The sequence below is a fragment of the Erwinia sp. PsM31 genome, assembly GCF_030433775.1.
In the GTDB taxonomy this organism is placed as follows: domain Bacteria; phylum Pseudomonadota; class Gammaproteobacteria; order Enterobacterales; family Enterobacteriaceae; genus Erwinia; species Erwinia aeris.
Window position 1 is genome coordinate 21407 of the sequence record NZ_JARUWZ010000012.1, and the last position, 16010, is coordinate 37416.

General features: G+C 56.3%; 16 protein-coding genes. 12 read left to right on the forward strand and 4 right to left on the reverse strand.

The genetic code is table 11. The features are described 5' to 3' along the window. Positions 1-24 precede the first annotated feature (24 nt). Positions 25-2454 carry a glycerol-3-phosphate 1-O-acyltransferase PlsB gene (gene plsB / locus QCD69_RS11450; protein WP_253461154.1) on the reverse strand — a complete coding sequence of 810 codons (2430 nt, stop codon included), beginning with the start codon at positions 2452-2454 and terminating at the stop codon, positions 25-27. A 128-nt stretch (positions 2455-2582) separates the two neighbouring features. Between plsB and QCD69_RS11455 the strand changes: the two genes are divergently transcribed. The 3 genes from QCD69_RS11455 to QCD69_RS11465 all read left to right on the forward strand — a co-directional run bounded on the left by QCD69_RS11455 (position 2583) and on the right by QCD69_RS11465 (position 4522). Next, on the forward strand, positions 2583-2957 hold the full coding sequence (locus QCD69_RS11455) for a diacylglycerol kinase (RefSeq protein ID WP_301252092.1): 375 nt from the start codon (positions 2583-2585) through the stop codon (positions 2955-2957). A gap of 97 nt (positions 2958-3054) precedes the next feature. Beyond that, positions 3055-3663, forward strand: coding sequence for a transcriptional repressor LexA (gene lexA, locus QCD69_RS11460; RefSeq protein ID WP_253456205.1), 609 nt, complete (start codon positions 3055-3057; stop codon positions 3661-3663). Between the two features lie 649 nt (positions 3664-4312). Beyond that, positions 4313-4522 carry a CsbD family protein gene (locus tag QCD69_RS11465; RefSeq protein ID WP_125290167.1) on the forward strand — a complete coding sequence of 70 codons (210 nt, stop codon included), beginning with the start codon at positions 4313-4315 and terminating at the stop codon, positions 4520-4522. 147 nt (positions 4523-4669) lie between these two features. Here the strand turns inward: QCD69_RS11465 and zur are convergent, their stop codons facing one another. Next, the gene (gene zur, locus QCD69_RS11470) at positions 4670-5185 is read right to left on the reverse strand and encodes a zinc uptake transcriptional repressor Zur (RefSeq protein ID WP_253456203.1); all 516 of its coding nucleotides are present in this window, start codon (positions 5183-5185) and stop codon (positions 4670-4672) included. 438 nt (positions 5186-5623) lie between these two features. Here zur and QCD69_RS11475 point away from each other — a divergent pair, with 438 nt between their 5' ends. The 3 genes from QCD69_RS11475 (at position 5624) to pspG (ending at position 8450) form a co-directional block, all read left to right on the forward strand. Next, positions 5624-6862, forward strand: coding sequence for a conjugal transfer protein TraF (locus QCD69_RS11475; protein ID WP_253456200.1), 1239 nt, complete (start codon positions 5624-5626; stop codon positions 6860-6862). A 113-nt stretch (positions 6863-6975) separates the two neighbouring features. Further along, the gene (gene dusA / locus QCD69_RS11480) at positions 6976-7971 is read left to right on the forward strand and encodes a tRNA dihydrouridine(20/20a) synthase DusA (protein ID WP_253456197.1); all 996 of its coding nucleotides are present in this window, start codon (positions 6976-6978) and stop codon (positions 7969-7971) included. Between the two features lie 248 nt (positions 7972-8219). Then, positions 8220-8450 carry an envelope stress response protein PspG gene (gene pspG, locus QCD69_RS11485; protein ID WP_253456194.1) on the forward strand — a complete coding sequence of 77 codons (231 nt, stop codon included), beginning with the start codon at positions 8220-8222 and terminating at the stop codon, positions 8448-8450. 240 nt (positions 8451-8690) lie between these two features. Here pspG and QCD69_RS11490 read toward each other — a convergent pair whose 3' ends face one another. Beyond that, entirely contained in the window at positions 8691-9671 is a 981-nt protein-coding gene (locus tag QCD69_RS11490; protein WP_253456191.1) for a quinone oxidoreductase, read from the reverse strand. Positions 9672-9763: 92 nt separating this feature from the next. On the opposite strand from QCD69_RS11490, the gene dnaB reads away from it, so the two are divergent. The 6 genes from dnaB (at position 9764) to QCD69_RS11520 (ending at position 14894) form a co-directional block, all read left to right on the forward strand. Then, a complete protein-coding gene (gene dnaB, locus QCD69_RS11495) occupies positions 9764-11179 on the forward strand; it encodes a replicative DNA helicase (protein ID WP_125290172.1) in 1416 nt (471 codons plus the stop codon). Positions 11180-11447: 268 nt separating this feature from the next. After that, positions 11448-11912: an Lrp/AsnC family transcriptional regulator gene (locus QCD69_RS11500; RefSeq protein ID WP_253456188.1), complete on the forward strand. Its 465-nt coding sequence runs from the start codon at positions 11448-11450 to the stop codon at positions 11910-11912. A 232-nt stretch (positions 11913-12144) separates the two neighbouring features. Then, the gene (locus QCD69_RS11505; protein WP_125290174.1) at positions 12145-12759 is read left to right on the forward strand and encodes a YitT family protein; all 615 of its coding nucleotides are present in this window, start codon (positions 12145-12147) and stop codon (positions 12757-12759) included. A gap of 78 nt (positions 12760-12837) precedes the next feature. Further along, entirely contained in the window at positions 12838-14031 is a 1194-nt protein-coding gene (locus QCD69_RS11510; protein ID WP_253456185.1) for an amino acid aminotransferase, read from the forward strand. A 115-nt stretch (positions 14032-14146) separates the two neighbouring features. Beyond that, on the forward strand, positions 14147-14563 hold the full coding sequence (locus QCD69_RS11515) for a secondary thiamine-phosphate synthase enzyme YjbQ (protein WP_301252096.1): 417 nt from the start codon (positions 14147-14149) through the stop codon (positions 14561-14563). 1 nt (position 14564) lies between these two features. Then, positions 14565-14894: an MmcQ/YjbR family DNA-binding protein gene (locus QCD69_RS11520; protein ID WP_301252097.1), complete on the forward strand. Its 330-nt coding sequence runs from the start codon at positions 14565-14567 to the stop codon at positions 14892-14894. A gap of 62 nt (positions 14895-14956) precedes the next feature. Here QCD69_RS11520 and QCD69_RS11525 read toward each other — a convergent pair whose 3' ends face one another. Then, the gene (locus tag QCD69_RS11525; RefSeq protein ID WP_125290177.1) at positions 14957-16009 is read right to left on the reverse strand and encodes an NAD(P)-dependent alcohol dehydrogenase; all 1053 of its coding nucleotides are present in this window, start codon (positions 16007-16009) and stop codon (positions 14957-14959) included. Position 16010: the final 1 nt, after the last annotated feature.

Consider the following 16010-nt stretch of genomic DNA (forward strand, 5'->3'; position numbering starts at 1 on the left):
GCCGGCCTTTTTTTTATCTCTTACCTACTCGTATGTCAGCGCGCTTTCAATGGTCATCCGCACTTCCTGGCTGATCAGATCGGCCAGCAGCTGATAGACCTTATGCGTTCTTTCATAGTGCGCATCGCCGGTATCGCTGATATAGCCTTCATCACGCAGCGTCAGCACCAGCGTCGAGAACACCGCCTTATCGAAGAATTCCGGCGCATTGATGCCGTGCAGCACCGACAGGCGCTGCGCCATGGTGCGGCTCTCTTTCTCCAGCGTACCGCGGTTGATCGACGGATTGGCGCTGAGGATAGAAAAGGTGATGGCGTAGCGCTGTAGCGTCTCCCGCACACCGGCCGCCAGCAGCTGTAGCGTATGGAAACGGGCAGGGCTGAGGCGTAGCGTTTGCGTCTGCTCGTCGGCGGTCAACAAACCCTGACGCGCCATTTCGCTGACCAGCGGATCCAGCACGCCCGGCAGCTCGTCTTTTTCCCAGTGCAGGAACAGCTCGCTTTTCAGCATAGGATAGATCACGCTGACCTGGCGCAGCAGCTCGGCGCGCGTCAGCTCCTGATGCTGCATCAAAATTACCGCAATCACCGACGGCATCACCAGCATGTGGTGAACGTTGTTGCGGTAATAGGTCATCAGCACCGCCTGCTCGCGCGGCAGCACGATGATCTCGCCGATATTATCCTGCTCGATCTCGAACTTGTTCATGCTGAGCGCATGATCCAGGAGCGCTTCCGGCGTCATGTCCGGCACGGTGGCGTCCGGCGAATAAGGCACGTTGCGCAGCAGCTGAATATAGCAGTCCAGCTGTTCCACCAGCTGCTCACGGGTTAGCGAACGCTGACGGGAAGCCAGCAGCGCGGTAACGCACAGGTTCATGGCGTTGGCCGCGCCCGCGTTATTGATCCGCACCATGACGCGCTGGGCGATATCGTTGACCGCTGGCGTCAGCCAGGCCGGACGCTGGGATTCGATCGGGTCGATAGCGTCGCGCCATTCCGGCACGTGCTTGTTCAGGTAAGCCACCAGCGGCAGCGGTTCACCGAAGTTGACGTAGCCCTGGCCCAGATTGCGCAGCTTGCGCAGCCCGCGCACCATCTGCATAAAGCCTTCTTTTTCTTTGGTCGCGCCGCGCAGCTCTTTGGCATAGGTGCCAACTTCCATGACGTGCTCGTAGCCGATGTAAATCGGCACCAGCGTAATCGGGCGGTTGCCGCCGCGCAGCATCGCCTGAATGGTCATCGACAGCGTGCCGGTTTTTGGATCGAGCAGGCGTCCGGTTCGGGAACGGCCGCCTTCCACAAAGTACTCCACGGAATAGCCACGGGTGAACAGCTCGCCCAGGTATTCGCGGAAAACGGTGGAGTAGAGCTTGTTGCCCTTAAACGTGCGGCGAATAAAGAACGCGCCCAGGCGACGGAAAATCGGGCCGGCCGGCCAGAAGTTCAGGTTGATGCCCGCAGCGATATGCGGCGGCACCAGGCCCTGGTGATAAAGCACGTAGGAGAGCAGCAGGTAATCCATATGGCTGCGGTGGCACGGCACGTAAACGATTTCATGGCCGTCCTGCGCCAGCTGACGCACGCGCTCGCCGCCGTTGACGTTGATGCCCTGATAGAGCTTGCTCCACGTCCAGCCCATGATCCTGTCGGTCAGACGGATTGCCTCGTAGGAGAAATCTGCGGCAACTTCTTCCATCAGCTCAATGGCGTTCTGCTGCGCCTTCTCATGGGAGATTTTCTTGCTGCGCGCTTCGTCCTCTACGGCCTTGGCGATAGCCTTGGACTGTAAGAGCTTGTTGAACAGATCCTGACGCACAGGCAGACGCGGGCCGACTGCGGCAAGGCGCTGACGGGCAAAGTGCATTCTGGCCACGCGCGCCAGCTTCTGGGCGATGGTTTTATCGGTGCCGTGCTCGGTTGCCATACGGCGCAGCGACACCATCGGCGAGAAACGCACAAAGCTGTCGCGGCCCAGCCACAGGACGGCGATAAATTTCTGAATGCCGTTCAGCACGCGCAGATGCGGCTGGCTTTCGCCCTGAACTTCACGCCCCGGCGCCCGACCAAACATAATCGAGACGGGCACCATCTGCACGTCCAGCAGCGGGTTGCTGCGATGGAGATCCAGATAGTCGTGAAACGTCTTTACGGATTCCGGATTGGCCGCGTAATAAGGAAATACGCGCGGGCCATCATGAATAAAGACGTAGCGGGGCAGCAGCGTGCCGTCGATCTCCAGCGGGTCTAAAGGATCGGGCAGATCCTCTTTGCGACACTGCTCACGCAGCGCCAGCAAATCGGCCTTTGAATCGTATGGCAGCACATACATAATAGGACGCGACGTATCCAGCCCCAGCTCAACGACCGGCTCGGCAGGGATCGCTTTACTTTTTACCAGCATTTTTACCGGTAAATTCAATAATTTGTAATATAAGTTACGCCAACCTGACATAGACAACATAAAGCCTCTTGTTAGCAAAGCGCCGCAAGCATACCAGAATCCTTGCATGAGATCTGTGGTGTTGCAAAATGTGCGCTACCCTGACATTGACGCTAAACAGAACAAAGGGTTCCCTGATTATGGCAAATAACGCCTCGGGTTTAACGCGGATCATTAAAGCTGCGGGGTATTCCTGGAAAGGATTACGGGCGGCCTGGCAACACGAGGCGGCTTTCCGCCAGGAAGTGGTTGCGGCGGTAGTGGCGATTATTATCGCCTGCTGGCTGGACGTGACGCCTTTGGCCAGAGTCATGCTGATTGGCTCCGTCGCGCTGGTGGTGATTGTGGAAATCCTCAACAGCGCGATAGAAGCCGTGGTCGACAGGCTGGGCAATGAGTTCCACGAGCTTTCCGGGCGCGCCAAAGATATGGGCTCAGCTGCCGTGCTGTTAGCTATTCTGTTAGCGGTTTTTGTCTGGCTGACGATTCTGCTTTCTCACCAGCCGCCGGGCTAAATAGCTATCACCATGGTTTTTTATCCGGCTTGAGGTTTTCATTGACGAAATACCTGTATATACTCACAGTCGACTGTATAAACAACCAGGGGGCGGGATGAAAGCACTAACGGCAAGGCAGCAGCAGGTCTATGACCTGATTCGCCAGCATATTAACCAGACCGGCATGCCGCCGACGCGGGCAGAGATTGCCGCTCAGCTCGGCTTCCGCTCCCCGAATGCGGCTGAAGAACACCTGAAGGCGCTGGCGCGTAAAGGCGTTATCGAGATCGTTTCCGGCGCATCACGCGGTATCCGCCTGATGATGGAAGAAGTCGATGGCCTGCCGCTGATTGGCCGCGTGGCGGCAGGCGAACCGCTGCTGGCGGAACAGCATATCGAAGGCCATTACCAGGTCGATCCCGATCTGTTTAAGCCGGGCGCGGATTTCCTGCTGCGCGTTAGCGGCATGTCGATGAAGGATATCGGCATTATGGATGGCGACCTGCTGGCGGTTCATAAAACCCAGGACGTGCGCAATGGCCAGGTCGTGGTAGCGCGTATTGATGATGAAGTCACCGTCAAGCGCCTGAAAAAGCAGGGCAACATTGTGCAGCTGCTGCCGGAAAACAGCGAGTTCCAGCCGATTGTGGTGGATCTGCGTGAGCATACCTTCTCTATCGAAGGGCTTGCCGTCGGCGTGATCCGCAACGGTAGCTGGCTGTAATAGCCAGACGCCGTGCCGCCTCTGCGTCGTTGCGATGACGCAGAGGCTTGCTTCTACCGGCGGGCGTATCGCCTACGGCTTTTATTTCGCACCTCTCATATTGTCTGAATCCTTCTGCTGTATGCCCCTGCCATATTGTCTGACCGCACCTACGGTTGTTGTCTGCCCCTGCCATATTGTCTGAACGTGCCTGAATGTCTTCTGTGGAGCGCAAGCCATCGTAGTTCTGTCCGACATATATCGATGCCCGCTCCTGTTCGTATTTAGCGTTTATTATCTTTTCGTATCCCACGATGATATTTACTGCCTGTTGGTATTCCGCATTGGCGTTTATTGTGTGTTGGCATTCCGTATGGGCAGTTACTCTCTGTTTGCATCCGTCTTTTCCTGAACCCCGCCGATCGAACCGGCAAAATCGCCTCAGCGCTTCTGTTCTCCCGCTTCTTAAGTATCCGAGCCCGCGCGATTTTTGCTGCCCGGCCCGTGCCGCTTCGCTTTTTTTTAGAAAAATACGCCGCCTCGCCGTGCAAACCTGCCATCTTCTACTACAATTATCTGTACGTTAGGCATTTGGGCAGCGTTTTATGTTGCTGTCAGTGGTTTTGCTGTAACGATAAGCTGTTATCACCTAAGGTTAAGGAGAAACAAGATGAATAAAGACGAAGCCGGCGGTAACTGGAAACAGTTAAAAGGTAAATTTAAAGAAAAATGGGGCAAGCTGACCGATGACGACATGACCGTCGTAGAAGGTAAACGCGATCAGCTGGTCGGTAAAATTCAGGAACGTTATGGCTACACCAAAGACCAGGCTGAGAAAGAGCTGGGCGACTGGGAAACCAGCAACAACCATCGTTTCTGATAAGATAGCCTCCGGAAAGGCTGACTGGCACTGCCAGGGCCGACTCTCCGGATAGCCTTCTAAAGCAAGGGCAGCGCTTCTGGCGCTGCCCTTGTTGTTTTGTCTGGCGCGATCCCGCCGCTTAAATTATTCTGATGGTTGACCGTTTCAACGACCGCGCTTTTTTGTCCCAAGCGTATGATCGTGCTGGCACGCATCCTGATGCTGGCAGGCTTCCACCTCAACGCAGCTTTGGCACAATCCGTGCGCTTCAATCACGCTGTTGGTCAGCGCAAAGCCCGCTGCCCGCGACAGGGACTTCAGAATATCCTGCACGCCTTCCGCATGTTGCTCCGCTACGCCGCCGCAGCGGTCGCAGATCAGCATCGCCGAGGTATGCGCAGGCTCTTCGAAATGATGGCAGACGACATAGCTGTTGGTGGACTCCACGCGATGCACGAATCCCTGCTCCAGCAGAAAGTCCAATGCCCGATAGATAGTGGGCGGTTTGGCCTGCGGTTCGCTGGCGCGCAGCAGGTCCAGCAGGTCGTACGCGCTGATCGCGCCGTGGTGCTGGCTCATCAGCCGCAGCACCTCCAGACGCTGAGGCGTCAGCCTGACGTTGCGCTGCTGACAGATAGCTTCCGCCTGCGACAGAATATTTTCAGGACTGTTAATGTTCATAGATCTCCCCAGGCTGGCTTAGCACGTTATATTATCACAGCGCCGATAAAAACGCCGCGCTTCCGGCTTCCCGCCTGAGCGTCTCCCTTCATCGCTATGCCCGCAAAAAATTTCAGTCAAATCCGAAGAGCGGAAGCTCACCTTTGTCATCAACTGCGTTGTACCATTCATTACTAAAGAAGACCGTCAATAACGGTTGCACTCTGAAATGTTTTGGCTACATTTACTTAAATATTTGTAAACCTTTCCACAGCAGACGTTGAAAACACGGCTTATTTTCAAGCCAGCTAGCAGATTAAAAGCCGTGCAATGAGCAGAAAAGCCCCGGTAATTTGACTTAGTTCAGGCTAATGACTTAGCGCCGTTCGGCCCATTATACGGACAATCACACTTGTCGCGCTTCAGGCGCTGTCTCCTTTGTTGAAGGGTTAGAAGTAAATGGTCAAAAAATTTAAGCTGAACAGATTCACCCGACCGGTTGTATTTCCCGTGCTGTTTCTGGCTCCGCTAAGCGCTCTGGCCGCTGGCAACTACTACGACGCTCGCAACGATGCGATGGGTGGCACGGGCGTAGCCTCTTCAACCTATGGCACGGCGGTGCTGGCTAACCCGGCGCTGATGACGAAAGCCCAGCCGGAAGACGATGTCAGTATTATTCTTCCGGCCGCTGGCGCGCAGCTGACGGATAAGCACAAGCTCATCGATAAAGTGGATGACCTGAGCGACAGCGTTGATCGCTATCAGGACATTGCCGAGCAGGATCCCATCAGCCTGAATTATCCACGCGTGCGGGCGGCGGCCGGCGATCTGGCGAGCCAGCTGCGCGGCATCAAGGGCAACAAAGCCTGGGCTACGGCAGGCGCGGCCGTGGCGGTGACCGTGCCGAACGAAGTGCTGCCTTTTGCCTTTGTGGCGAAAGCTTACGGTACGGCGCACGTGACGGCGAACGTCAGCCAGGGCGATATCGACTATTTACAGCGCATTGCCGACGGCACCGATTTTCCACGGCCGGGCGCGCAGGACTCGCTGACCTCGTCAGCGCTGGGGCGCGGCGCCATAGTTTATGACTACGGCGTTGCCGTGGCGCATGAGTTCAATATTGCCGGTCATCCGGTTTCGTTTGGCATCACGCCGAAGATCCAGAAGACTTATCTCTATAACTATAGCGCCTCCGTTTATAACTACGACAAGTCGGATTTCACCAAAGGGCGCTATAAAAATTCCAATACCGGTTTCAACATGGATGCCGGTGCGGCGACCGATCTGAACGATAACTGGACGCTGGGCGTCAGCGCGCAGAACCTGATTGCCCGCGATATCGATACCCGCGAAGTGAACGGCTACAAGGATACTTACCAGATCCGCCCGGTAGTGACGCCTGGCGTCTCTTATCATACCGAGCGGCTGACGGCGGCGCTGGATGTGGACGCCACGCCGACCAAACGGTTTAAAACGGTGGAAGACAGCCAGTATGCAGGCGTGGGCGCGGAGTATCGCGTACTGGACTGGCTGCAGCTGCGTGCAGGTTATCGTGCGGATATGAAGTCTAACGATACCAACGTGGTCACCGCCGGTTTTGGCGTGTCGCCGTTTAACAAGGTACATCTGGACCTGGCCGGAATGCGGGGCAATGACAATACCTGGGGCGCGGTAGCCCAGCTTAACTTCACGTTCTGATTTCTCTCAGGGGCGCATCACCGTGCGCCCTTACAGCCCGTTTAGCGATTGCGGGCAGTCATGCTATCATTGCGCACATTATCGTCATTTGTTAATCAGAGTCTTTGCGCTTTATGACCCAAAATTTACCTGCCCACCGTTTTTCCGTTGCGCCAATGCTGGACTGGACCGACCGCCACTGCCGCTACTTTCACCGTCAGCTGAGCCGTCAGGCGTTGCTTTACACCGAGATGGTCACCACCGGCGCCATTATTCATGGCAAAGGCGACTATCTGGCCTGGAACCAGCAGGAGCAGCCGGTCGCCCTGCAGCTTGGCGGTAGCGATCCGCTTGCGCTGGCGCAATGTGCCGAACTGGCGCAGGCTCGCGGCTATAACGAGATCAACCTGAACGTCGGTTGTCCTTCCGACCGCGTGCAGAACGGACGCTTCGGCGCCTGCCTGATGGGAGAAGCCGCGCTGGTGGCGGACGCGGTGAAGGCCATGCGCGATCGCGTGTCGATTCCGGTCACGGTAAAAACCCGTATCGGCATTGATGAGCAGGACAGCTATGAGTTTCTCTGCGATTTTATCCGTCAGGTATCGGAACAGGGCGGCTGCGACATGTTTATTATCCATGCGCGTAAAGCCTGGCTTTCCGGCCTCAGCCCGAAAGAGAACCGCGAGATCCCGCCGCTGGACTACGAGCGCGTTTATCAACTGAAACGTGATTTTCCGCATTTGACGCTGTCGATTAACGGCGGCATCAAGTCGCTGGCGGAAGCCAAAGCGCATTTGCAGCATGTGGATGGCGTGATGGTAGGCCGCGAAGCCTATCAAAATCCGGGAATGCTGGCAGAGGTTGATCGGGAGCTGTTTGGCTGCGATCGTCCTGCGGTCGATCCGGTGGCGGTGGTGCGCTCAATGTACCCTTATATTGAAAGCGAACTGGCGCAGGGAACTTACCTGGGCCATATCACTCGCCATATGCTGGGGCTGTTTCAGGGGATCCCTGGCGCACGCCAGTGGCGTCGTTATCTGAGTGAAAATGCCCACAAGCCGGGTGCGAACGTAGAGACGCTGGAAGCCGCGCTGGCGCTGGTGGCCGACAAGGTACCGACAGCGGTATAAGCCGTCGGGCCAAAGGCGCTATCAGTAAGCGGCGGCCGGCAGAAATCCTCGAATGACCGCCTGTAAAGCACGGCCTGCTGCTGGCTCGCTATTACCTGGTCAATATCGCGCCAGGTAATAGCGATATTGACCAGGCCCTCCGTGCGGTTCTTTTATCCTTTCTCATTAAATTCAAAGCTTTAGATGAACTGCATTTCTGGCACGGATCTTGTAATAGTGCTACAGCATCTTTAACGGGAGGAACGCTGATGGAAATCTTTTTCGTGCTTGGCTTTTTTGTCATGCTGCTGCTGACGGGCGTTTCGCTGCTGGGGATTATCCTGGCGCTGTTTGTCGCCAGCGTAGTGATGATGTTCGCCGGTTTGCTGATGGTGGTCATTAAAATGCTGCCTTGGCTGGCGCTGGCGGTCGCTGCGGTATGGATTTATCGCGCATACCGTAAACCGCCGTCAAAAACAGCACGCTGGATATCTCGCTAATTTCAGAGCGTTGACGCCAGGTTTGCAAAAGGTAATGCGGAGTCGATCACAACTTGGCAGATCGCACAGACAAATTTGCAATTAAACATATTTTTTACTTATGAATTCTGTCAGGATGATTTTACTGAATTGCCGAAATTCATCGCCGCTGACCCTACAACCAGCGCGAACTATAAAAAAGAAAAAGGGGCTTCCTACGGGAAGCCCCACTTATTTCTGACAGGCCTGGCGCGTTTGCCGTCAGGGGATCAGCAGGCAGGAGCCTTGAGTGGCACGGCTTTGCAATGTTTTATGCGCCTGCTGCGCGTCCGTTAACGCAAACTTCTGCTGTTCCGGCACCTCTACCTTAATCGCACCGCTGGCTATCAGCGAAAACAGCTCGTTGCTGGCCTGCGTCAGCGCATCGGCGTTGGTGATATAGCCGTTAAGAGAAGGGCGGGTCACGTACAGCGATCCTTTCTGGGTGAGCGTCGATAAATTCACCCCGGTCACCGGCCCGGAGGCGTTGCCGAAGCTGACCATCAGGCCGCGCCGCTGCAGGCAGTCCAGCGAGGCTTCCCAGGTATCCTTGCCTACCGAGTCGTACACCACGCGCACTTTCTTGCCGTTGGTCAGTTCCAGCACGCGCTTTGCCACATCTTCTTCGCGATAGTTAATGGTTTCCCAGGCGCCGGCCTCTTTGGCTCTTGCCGCTTTTTCCGCCGAGCCGACGGTGCCGATCAGATGCGCGCCCAGCGCTTTCGCCCACTGGCAGGCGATCAGCCCTACGCCGCCCGCCGCCGCCTGAAACAGAAAGGTTTCGTCCGGCTGTACCACGTAGGTCTGCCGCAGCAGGTAATGCACGGTCAGCCCTTTCAGAAACGAGGCCGCCGCCTGCTCAAAAGAGATGGCGTCCGGCAGCAGCGCCAGCTTGTCAGCCGAAACGGCATGATATTCGCTGTAGGCGCCCAGCGCCGACTGCGCATAAACCACGCGATCGCCAACCTTAACCGTAGTCACGCCTTCGCCCACGCTCTTTACCACGCCAGCCGCTTCCGTTCCCAGGCCAGAAGGCAGCGAAGCCGGATAAAGCCCGCTGCGCACGTAGGTATCAATGTAGTTAATGCCTATCGCTTTGTTCTCAACCACAACCTCGTCAGCGGCCGGTTCCGGGATGGCCGCATCGATAATCTGCATCACTTCCGGGCCGCCGTGCTGACTGATTTGTATGCGTTTTGGCATGGTCACTCCTGTTGATTGCGCGTGATTGATGGAGGACGAAAGGCCGTCAAACGGGTATACTGGCGCGTCCCCACACAAGGTATTACATCACTATGGCAGGAAATAAACCCACCAACAAATCCAATGAAAACCGTGAGCCGCGCGACCGGCAAATGGAAGGGCTGAAGCTGCCGCCCCATTCGCTGGAAGCGGAGCAGTCCGTGTTGGGCGGCCTGATGCTGGATAACGAGCGCTGGGATAACGTCTCTGAGCGCGTGGTGGCGCAGGACTTCTTTAGTCGTCCGCATCGCATGATCTTCAGCGAAATGCAGCGGCTGCTGGAAATGGGCAAGCCAATCGATCTGATCACGCTTTCCGAGTCGCTGGAAACCAAAGGTGAACTCAGCATGGTCGGCGGCTTCGCTTACCTGGCTGAATTATCGAAAAATACGCCAAGTGCGGCGAACATAGGCGCCTATGCCGACATCGTACGCGAACGAGCGGTGGTACGCGAAATGATCGCGGTGGCAAACGAGATCGCCGATGCCGGTTACGATCCGCAAGGCCGCACCAGCGAAGATCTGCTCGATCTGGCGGAATCCCGCGTTTTCCAGATCGCCGAAAATCGCGCCAACAAGGATGAAGGGCCGAAAAGCGTCGATCAGATCCTGGAAGCGACGATCTCCAGGATCGAATCGCTTTACCAAACGCCGCATGATGGCGTAACCGGCGTTGACACCGGCTATCAGGATCTTAATAAGAAGACCGCAGGTCTCCAGCGCTCGGATTTGATTATCGTGGCGGCGCGTCCGTCGATGGGTAAAACCACGTTTGCCATGAACCTCTGCGAAAACGCGGCGATGTTGCAGGATAAACCGGTATTGATCTTCAGCCTGGAAATGCCCGGCGAACAGCTGATGATGCGTATGCTGGCCTCCCTTTCCCGCGTTGACCAGACCCGTATTCGTACCGGCCAGCTGGATGACGAAGACTGGGCGCGTATTTCCAGCACGATGGGCATCCTGCTGGAGAAGAAGAACATGTTTATCGATGACTCTTCCGGCCTGACGCCAACGGAAGTGCGCTCGCGCGCGCGACGTATTTTCCGTGAGCACGGCGGGTTAAGCCTGATTATGATCGACTACCTGCAGCTGATGCGCGTCCCGGCGCTGTCCGATAACCGTACGCTGGAGATTGCCGAGATTTCCCGCTCGCTGAAGGCGCTGGCAAAAGAGCTGCAGGTGCCGGTCGTGGCGCTGTCGCAGCTTAACCGTTCTCTTGAACAGCGTGCCGATAAGCGTCCCGTTAACTCCGATCTGCGTGAGTCCGGCTCCATCGAGCAGGATGCCGACCTGATCATGTTTATCTATCGTGACGAGGTTTACCACGAAAACAGCGATCTGAAAGGCATTGCGGAAATCATTCTGGGCAAGCAGCGTAACGGCCCTATCGGCACGGTGCGCCTGACCTTTAACGGCCAGTGGTCGCGCTTTGATAACTACGCCGGCCCGCAGTACGACGACGAATAAGCTCTTCTTTCTTTGCCTCTTCCGGTAGCGGCCGTTATTGGAAGAGGGTTTTCATTGCCTTCAGGCATATCAATACGCTAACCCTTTATTCTCTCCTGCTGTTCTTCTCGTAATTTTTTTGAATATTAATCTCTGACAAGAAAGCCATTACCAATAAGCGTGCGTTTACCCGGCAGCGGTTTTTCCCTTCGGAAAATAGTATTGGACAACGAGGCGGGAACTGCGCTTACCTGTCCGGCAGGAAAAATAATTAGCCGCCGGATAAATGATGACCCAGATCGATGATTATGACTTCAAAATACTGACGCTGCTGGAAAGCAATGGCCGCCTGACTAACCAGGAGCTGAGCGATCTGGTCGGGCTTTCCGCTTCGCAGTGCTCCCGCCGCCGCATCAACCTTGAGCAGGCGGGGCTGATCCTCGGCTATCACGCACGGCTTTCAGCTAATGCGGTAGGGCTGGGCCTGATCGGCCTGATTGAAGTCCGCCTGATTAACCACACCGCTGAATACGTGGACAGCTTTACCCGCATGGTGGCTGAAGAAACGGCTATCGTCGATGCCTGGAAAACCACCGGCGATGCCGACTACCTGCTGAAGGTCGCCGTCGCCGATTTGCCCGCGTTGAGCGCGCTGATTAGCCAGCTGGTGGCGGGACATCGAAGCGTGTCGCATGTTAAGACCTCTGTCGTGCTCACCCGCCTGAAAGAAAACGGCATGATGACGCCTGGCTGACCAATAGCCCTTTTTTGGTGCAGATGTGGATCAATTTAGTGCATGGTCAGGGTATGCCATGCGAGATATAAGCGTGTTTCCTCTTATTCATGCATATATTGATGCTTTTACCCCGTAAATGCGCACAAGGTTAATTCTTTCCAGTCAATCACTTGTCTCGCCATCACCCGAATGGCAAAAGAGTGGTGCGATTCTTGCTGAGTCAGCGTTTATTTCTCAGAGAATCAACCTTATGGATAACGTCGTTCAGCCTGTTAAAGTCCCCCATACCTTTATCGAAGATGCGCTGGCGCTGCTGTTTGGAACGCTGATGGTCTCGTTTGGCGTAATGCTGTTAAAAAGCGCAGGCGCCCTGACCGGCAGCACCGCAGGTATCGCTTTTCTGCTTAGCTATCTGACGCACGCTTCTTTCGGCCTCGCTTTTTTCCTGATCAACCTGCCTTTTTACTGGCTGGCGGTAAAGCGCATGGGCTGGGCGTTTACCCTTAAAACCTTCAGCGCCGTCGGCCTGGTGTCGCTGTTTACCCATCTGCATACGCTTTTTATCCATTTTTCCGCGCTGGATCCCTTTTACGCCACGCTGTTCGGTAACGTCATTATGGGGATTGGGTTTATAGTACTGTTCCGCCATAAGGCCAGCCTGGGCGGCGTGAATATTCTGGCGTTATGGCTACAGGATCGTTACGGTATCCGTGCCGGAAAATTACAGATGGCGGTCGATACCTGCGTGGTACTGGCCTCGCTGTTTGTGGTGCCGCTGCCGATGCTGGCGGCCTCGGTTGCGGGCGCGGCGATCCTTAACCTGATTATCGCCATGAACCACCGCCCTGGCCGTTACGCTGTCTGAACCAGGTGCGGCGCCCTTTGTCGCGCAAGGCCGCGAGCGCCACAGCGCCCGACCAACTAATTAATGGAGATTTGCACCGTGTTTCAAAACGTTGATGCCTATGCTGGCGATCCGATCCTTTCCCTGATGGAAACCTACAAGCAGGATACGCGCCCCCACAAGGTTAACCTGAGCATCGGGCTGTATTACGACGGCCAGGGCGTTATTCCTCAGCTGAAGGCGGTAGCCGCAGCGGAAGCGCGTCTGAACGCGCAGGCGCACGATGCTTCTCTCTATCTGCCGATGGAAGGGCTGCCGTCCTACCGCAGCGCGGTTGCGCCGCTGCTGTTTGGTCAGGCGCATCCAATGTTGCAGGCCGGGCGTATCGCCACCATCCAGACCGTTGGCGGCTCCGGCGCGCTGAAGGTCGGTGCGGATTTCCTCAAGGCGTATTTTCCCGGCTCTCAGGTCTGGGTCAGTAACCCAACCTGGGAAAACCATATTGCGATCTTTTCCGGCGCGGGTTTCCAGGTAAACACCTATCCGTGGTACGACGATGCGACCAACGGCGTGAAGTTCGAAGAGCTGATCGCCACGCTGAAGACGCTGCCGCCGCAGAGCATCGTGCTGCTGCATCCCTGCTGCCATAATCCGACCGGCGCCGATCTGACTAACCAGCAGTGGGACAGCGTGACGGCGGTACTGAAAGAGCGCGATCTGATCCCCTTCCTGGATATTGCCTATCAGGGCTTTGGCGAAGGCATGGAAGAAGACGCCTATGCGATCCGCGCGATTGCCGCCGCAGGTCTACCGGCGCTGGTCAGCAACTCTTTCTCAAAAATCTTCTCGCTGTACGGCGAGCGCGTCGGCGGTCTTTCCGTGGTCTGTGAAGATGCGGAAGAAGCTTCCCGCGTGCTGGGCCAGCTGAAGGCCACCGTGCGCCGCAACTATTCCAGCCCGCCAAACTTTGGCGCTCAGGTGGTGGCCTGCGTGCTGAACGACGCGGCGCTGAAAGCGCAGTGGCTGGCGGAAGTCGAGGCGATGCGCGTGCGCATTTCCACCATGCGTCAGGCGCTGGTGGACGTGCTGACTACGGCGGTGCCGGGAAAAAACTTCGATTACCTGCTGAAGCAGCGCGGCATGTTTAGCTACACCGGTCTGAGCGCGGCACAGGTCGATCGCCTGCGTGACGAGTTCGGCATCTATCTGATTGCCAGCGGCCGTATGTGCGTGGCGGGCCTGAACAACGAAAACGTGCATCAGGTTGCCGAAGCCTTCGCTGCGGTCATGTAAGCCGCTGTGGCCGGACGCCCGTCCGGCCTTTTTCACTCTTTTTTCTCCCCGCAGGTTTACCTTTTCCCATCATGCTGCACACTTAACGGAACGTATTCAGCTAAGGAGCATAACGATGTGGTATCAGCAGACAATCACCCTGGATCCCAAATCCCGCGGCTTTCACCTGGTAACGGACGAGATCGTCCAGGAGCTGCGGCGGCTTGGCGATGTGCAGGTCGGCCTGCTGCATCTGCTGCTTCAGCATACTTCCGCCTCGCTGACGCTGAATGAAAATTGCGATCCCACGGTGAGAAGCGACATGGAAAACCATTTTTTGCGGCAGGTACCGGAAAAGGCGAACTATGAGCATGATTACGAAGGCGCGGACGATATGCCTGCGCATATAAAATCTTCGTCGCTGGGCGTGTCGCTGACGCTGCCGGTGAGCCGTGGCAAGCTGCTGCTGGGCACCTGGCAAGGCATCTGGCTGGGCGAGCATCGCAATCACGGCGGCAGCCGCCGTATTATCGCCACGCTACAGGGGGAATGACATGAACGTATCGGATTTACTTTCTTACTGCATGGACAAGCCGGGCGCGGAGCAGGTCGTGCATAACGACTGGAAAGCGACCCAGATAAAAGTGGACGACGTGCTGTTTGCGATGGTACATGAAGTGGACGGTCGTCCTGCGGTAACGCTGAAAACGACGCCCGCGCTGGCGGATTTACTGCGGGAAAAGCACAGCGATGTGGTGCCCGCCGCGCATCTGAATAAAACGCACTGGAGCACCGTGCTGCTGGATGGCTCGCTGAAGGATTCGCAGATTTACTATCTGATCGACGCCTCGCTTCAGCAGGCGCTGGCTACGCGAACGGCGTAGTGAAAGAAGACGCGGCTCAGGCACCCTGATACCCATCGGGCTTCAGGATGCCTGAAGAACGTTTATCCGCGCAGCGTGGCGATATCAATCACAAAACGGTACTTCACGTCGCTTTTCAGCATACGTTCGTAGGCTTCGTTGATTTCGTCCATTTTGATCATCTCGATATCCGAGGTGATGTTGTGCTTGCCGCAGAAATCCAGCATTTCCTGCGTTTCTTTGATGCCGCCAATCAGCGAACCGGCGATGCTGCGGCGTTTGAAAATCAGGTTAAACACCTGCGGTGATGGATGATCGTGTTCCGGCGCGCCAACCAGCGTCATGTTGCCGTCGCGACGCAGCAGCGTGATAAACGGGTTCAAATCGTGCGGAGCCGCCACGGTATTCAGGATAAAATCAAAGCTGTTGGCGTGCTGTGCCATCTGCTCAGGATCTTTAGAAATCACCACTTCATCCGCGCCCAGGCGTTTGCCATCTTCTACCTTAGAAGGCGAGGTGGTGAACAGCACGACGTGCGCGCCCATCGCGTGTGCGATTTTCACGCCCATATGGCCCAGACCGCCCAGGCCGACGATACCGACTTTTTTGCCCGGGCCTGCGCCCCAGTGGCTCAGCGGCGAATAGGTGGTGATGCCGGCGCACAGCAGCGGCGCGGCGCCTGCGGGATCCAGATTCTCCGGCACGCGCAGCACGAAGTCTTCATTGACGACGATCTGCGTTGAGTAGCCGCCGTAGGTGATGTCGCCGGTTTCGCGATCTTCACCGTTATAGGTGCCGGTAAAGCCGTTTTCGCAATACTGCTCCAGGTCTTCTTTACAGCTGTCGCAGGTGCGGCAGGAATCAACCAGACAGCCGACGCCGACTAAATCGCCGATTTTATACTTGTGCGTATGGCCGCCGACGGCGGTCACGCGACCTACGATTTCATGTCCCGGTACGACGGGAAAAATGGTGTTTTTCCACTCGTTGCGGGCCTGGTGTAAATCGGAATGGCAGACGCCGCAGTAAAGAATTTCAATCTGTACGTCGTGCTCACGCAGTTCGCGCGGCTGGAATTCAAAAGGCGCAAGCTTCGCATCGGCGCTTTTAGCGGCATAAGCATGGGTAATATTCATG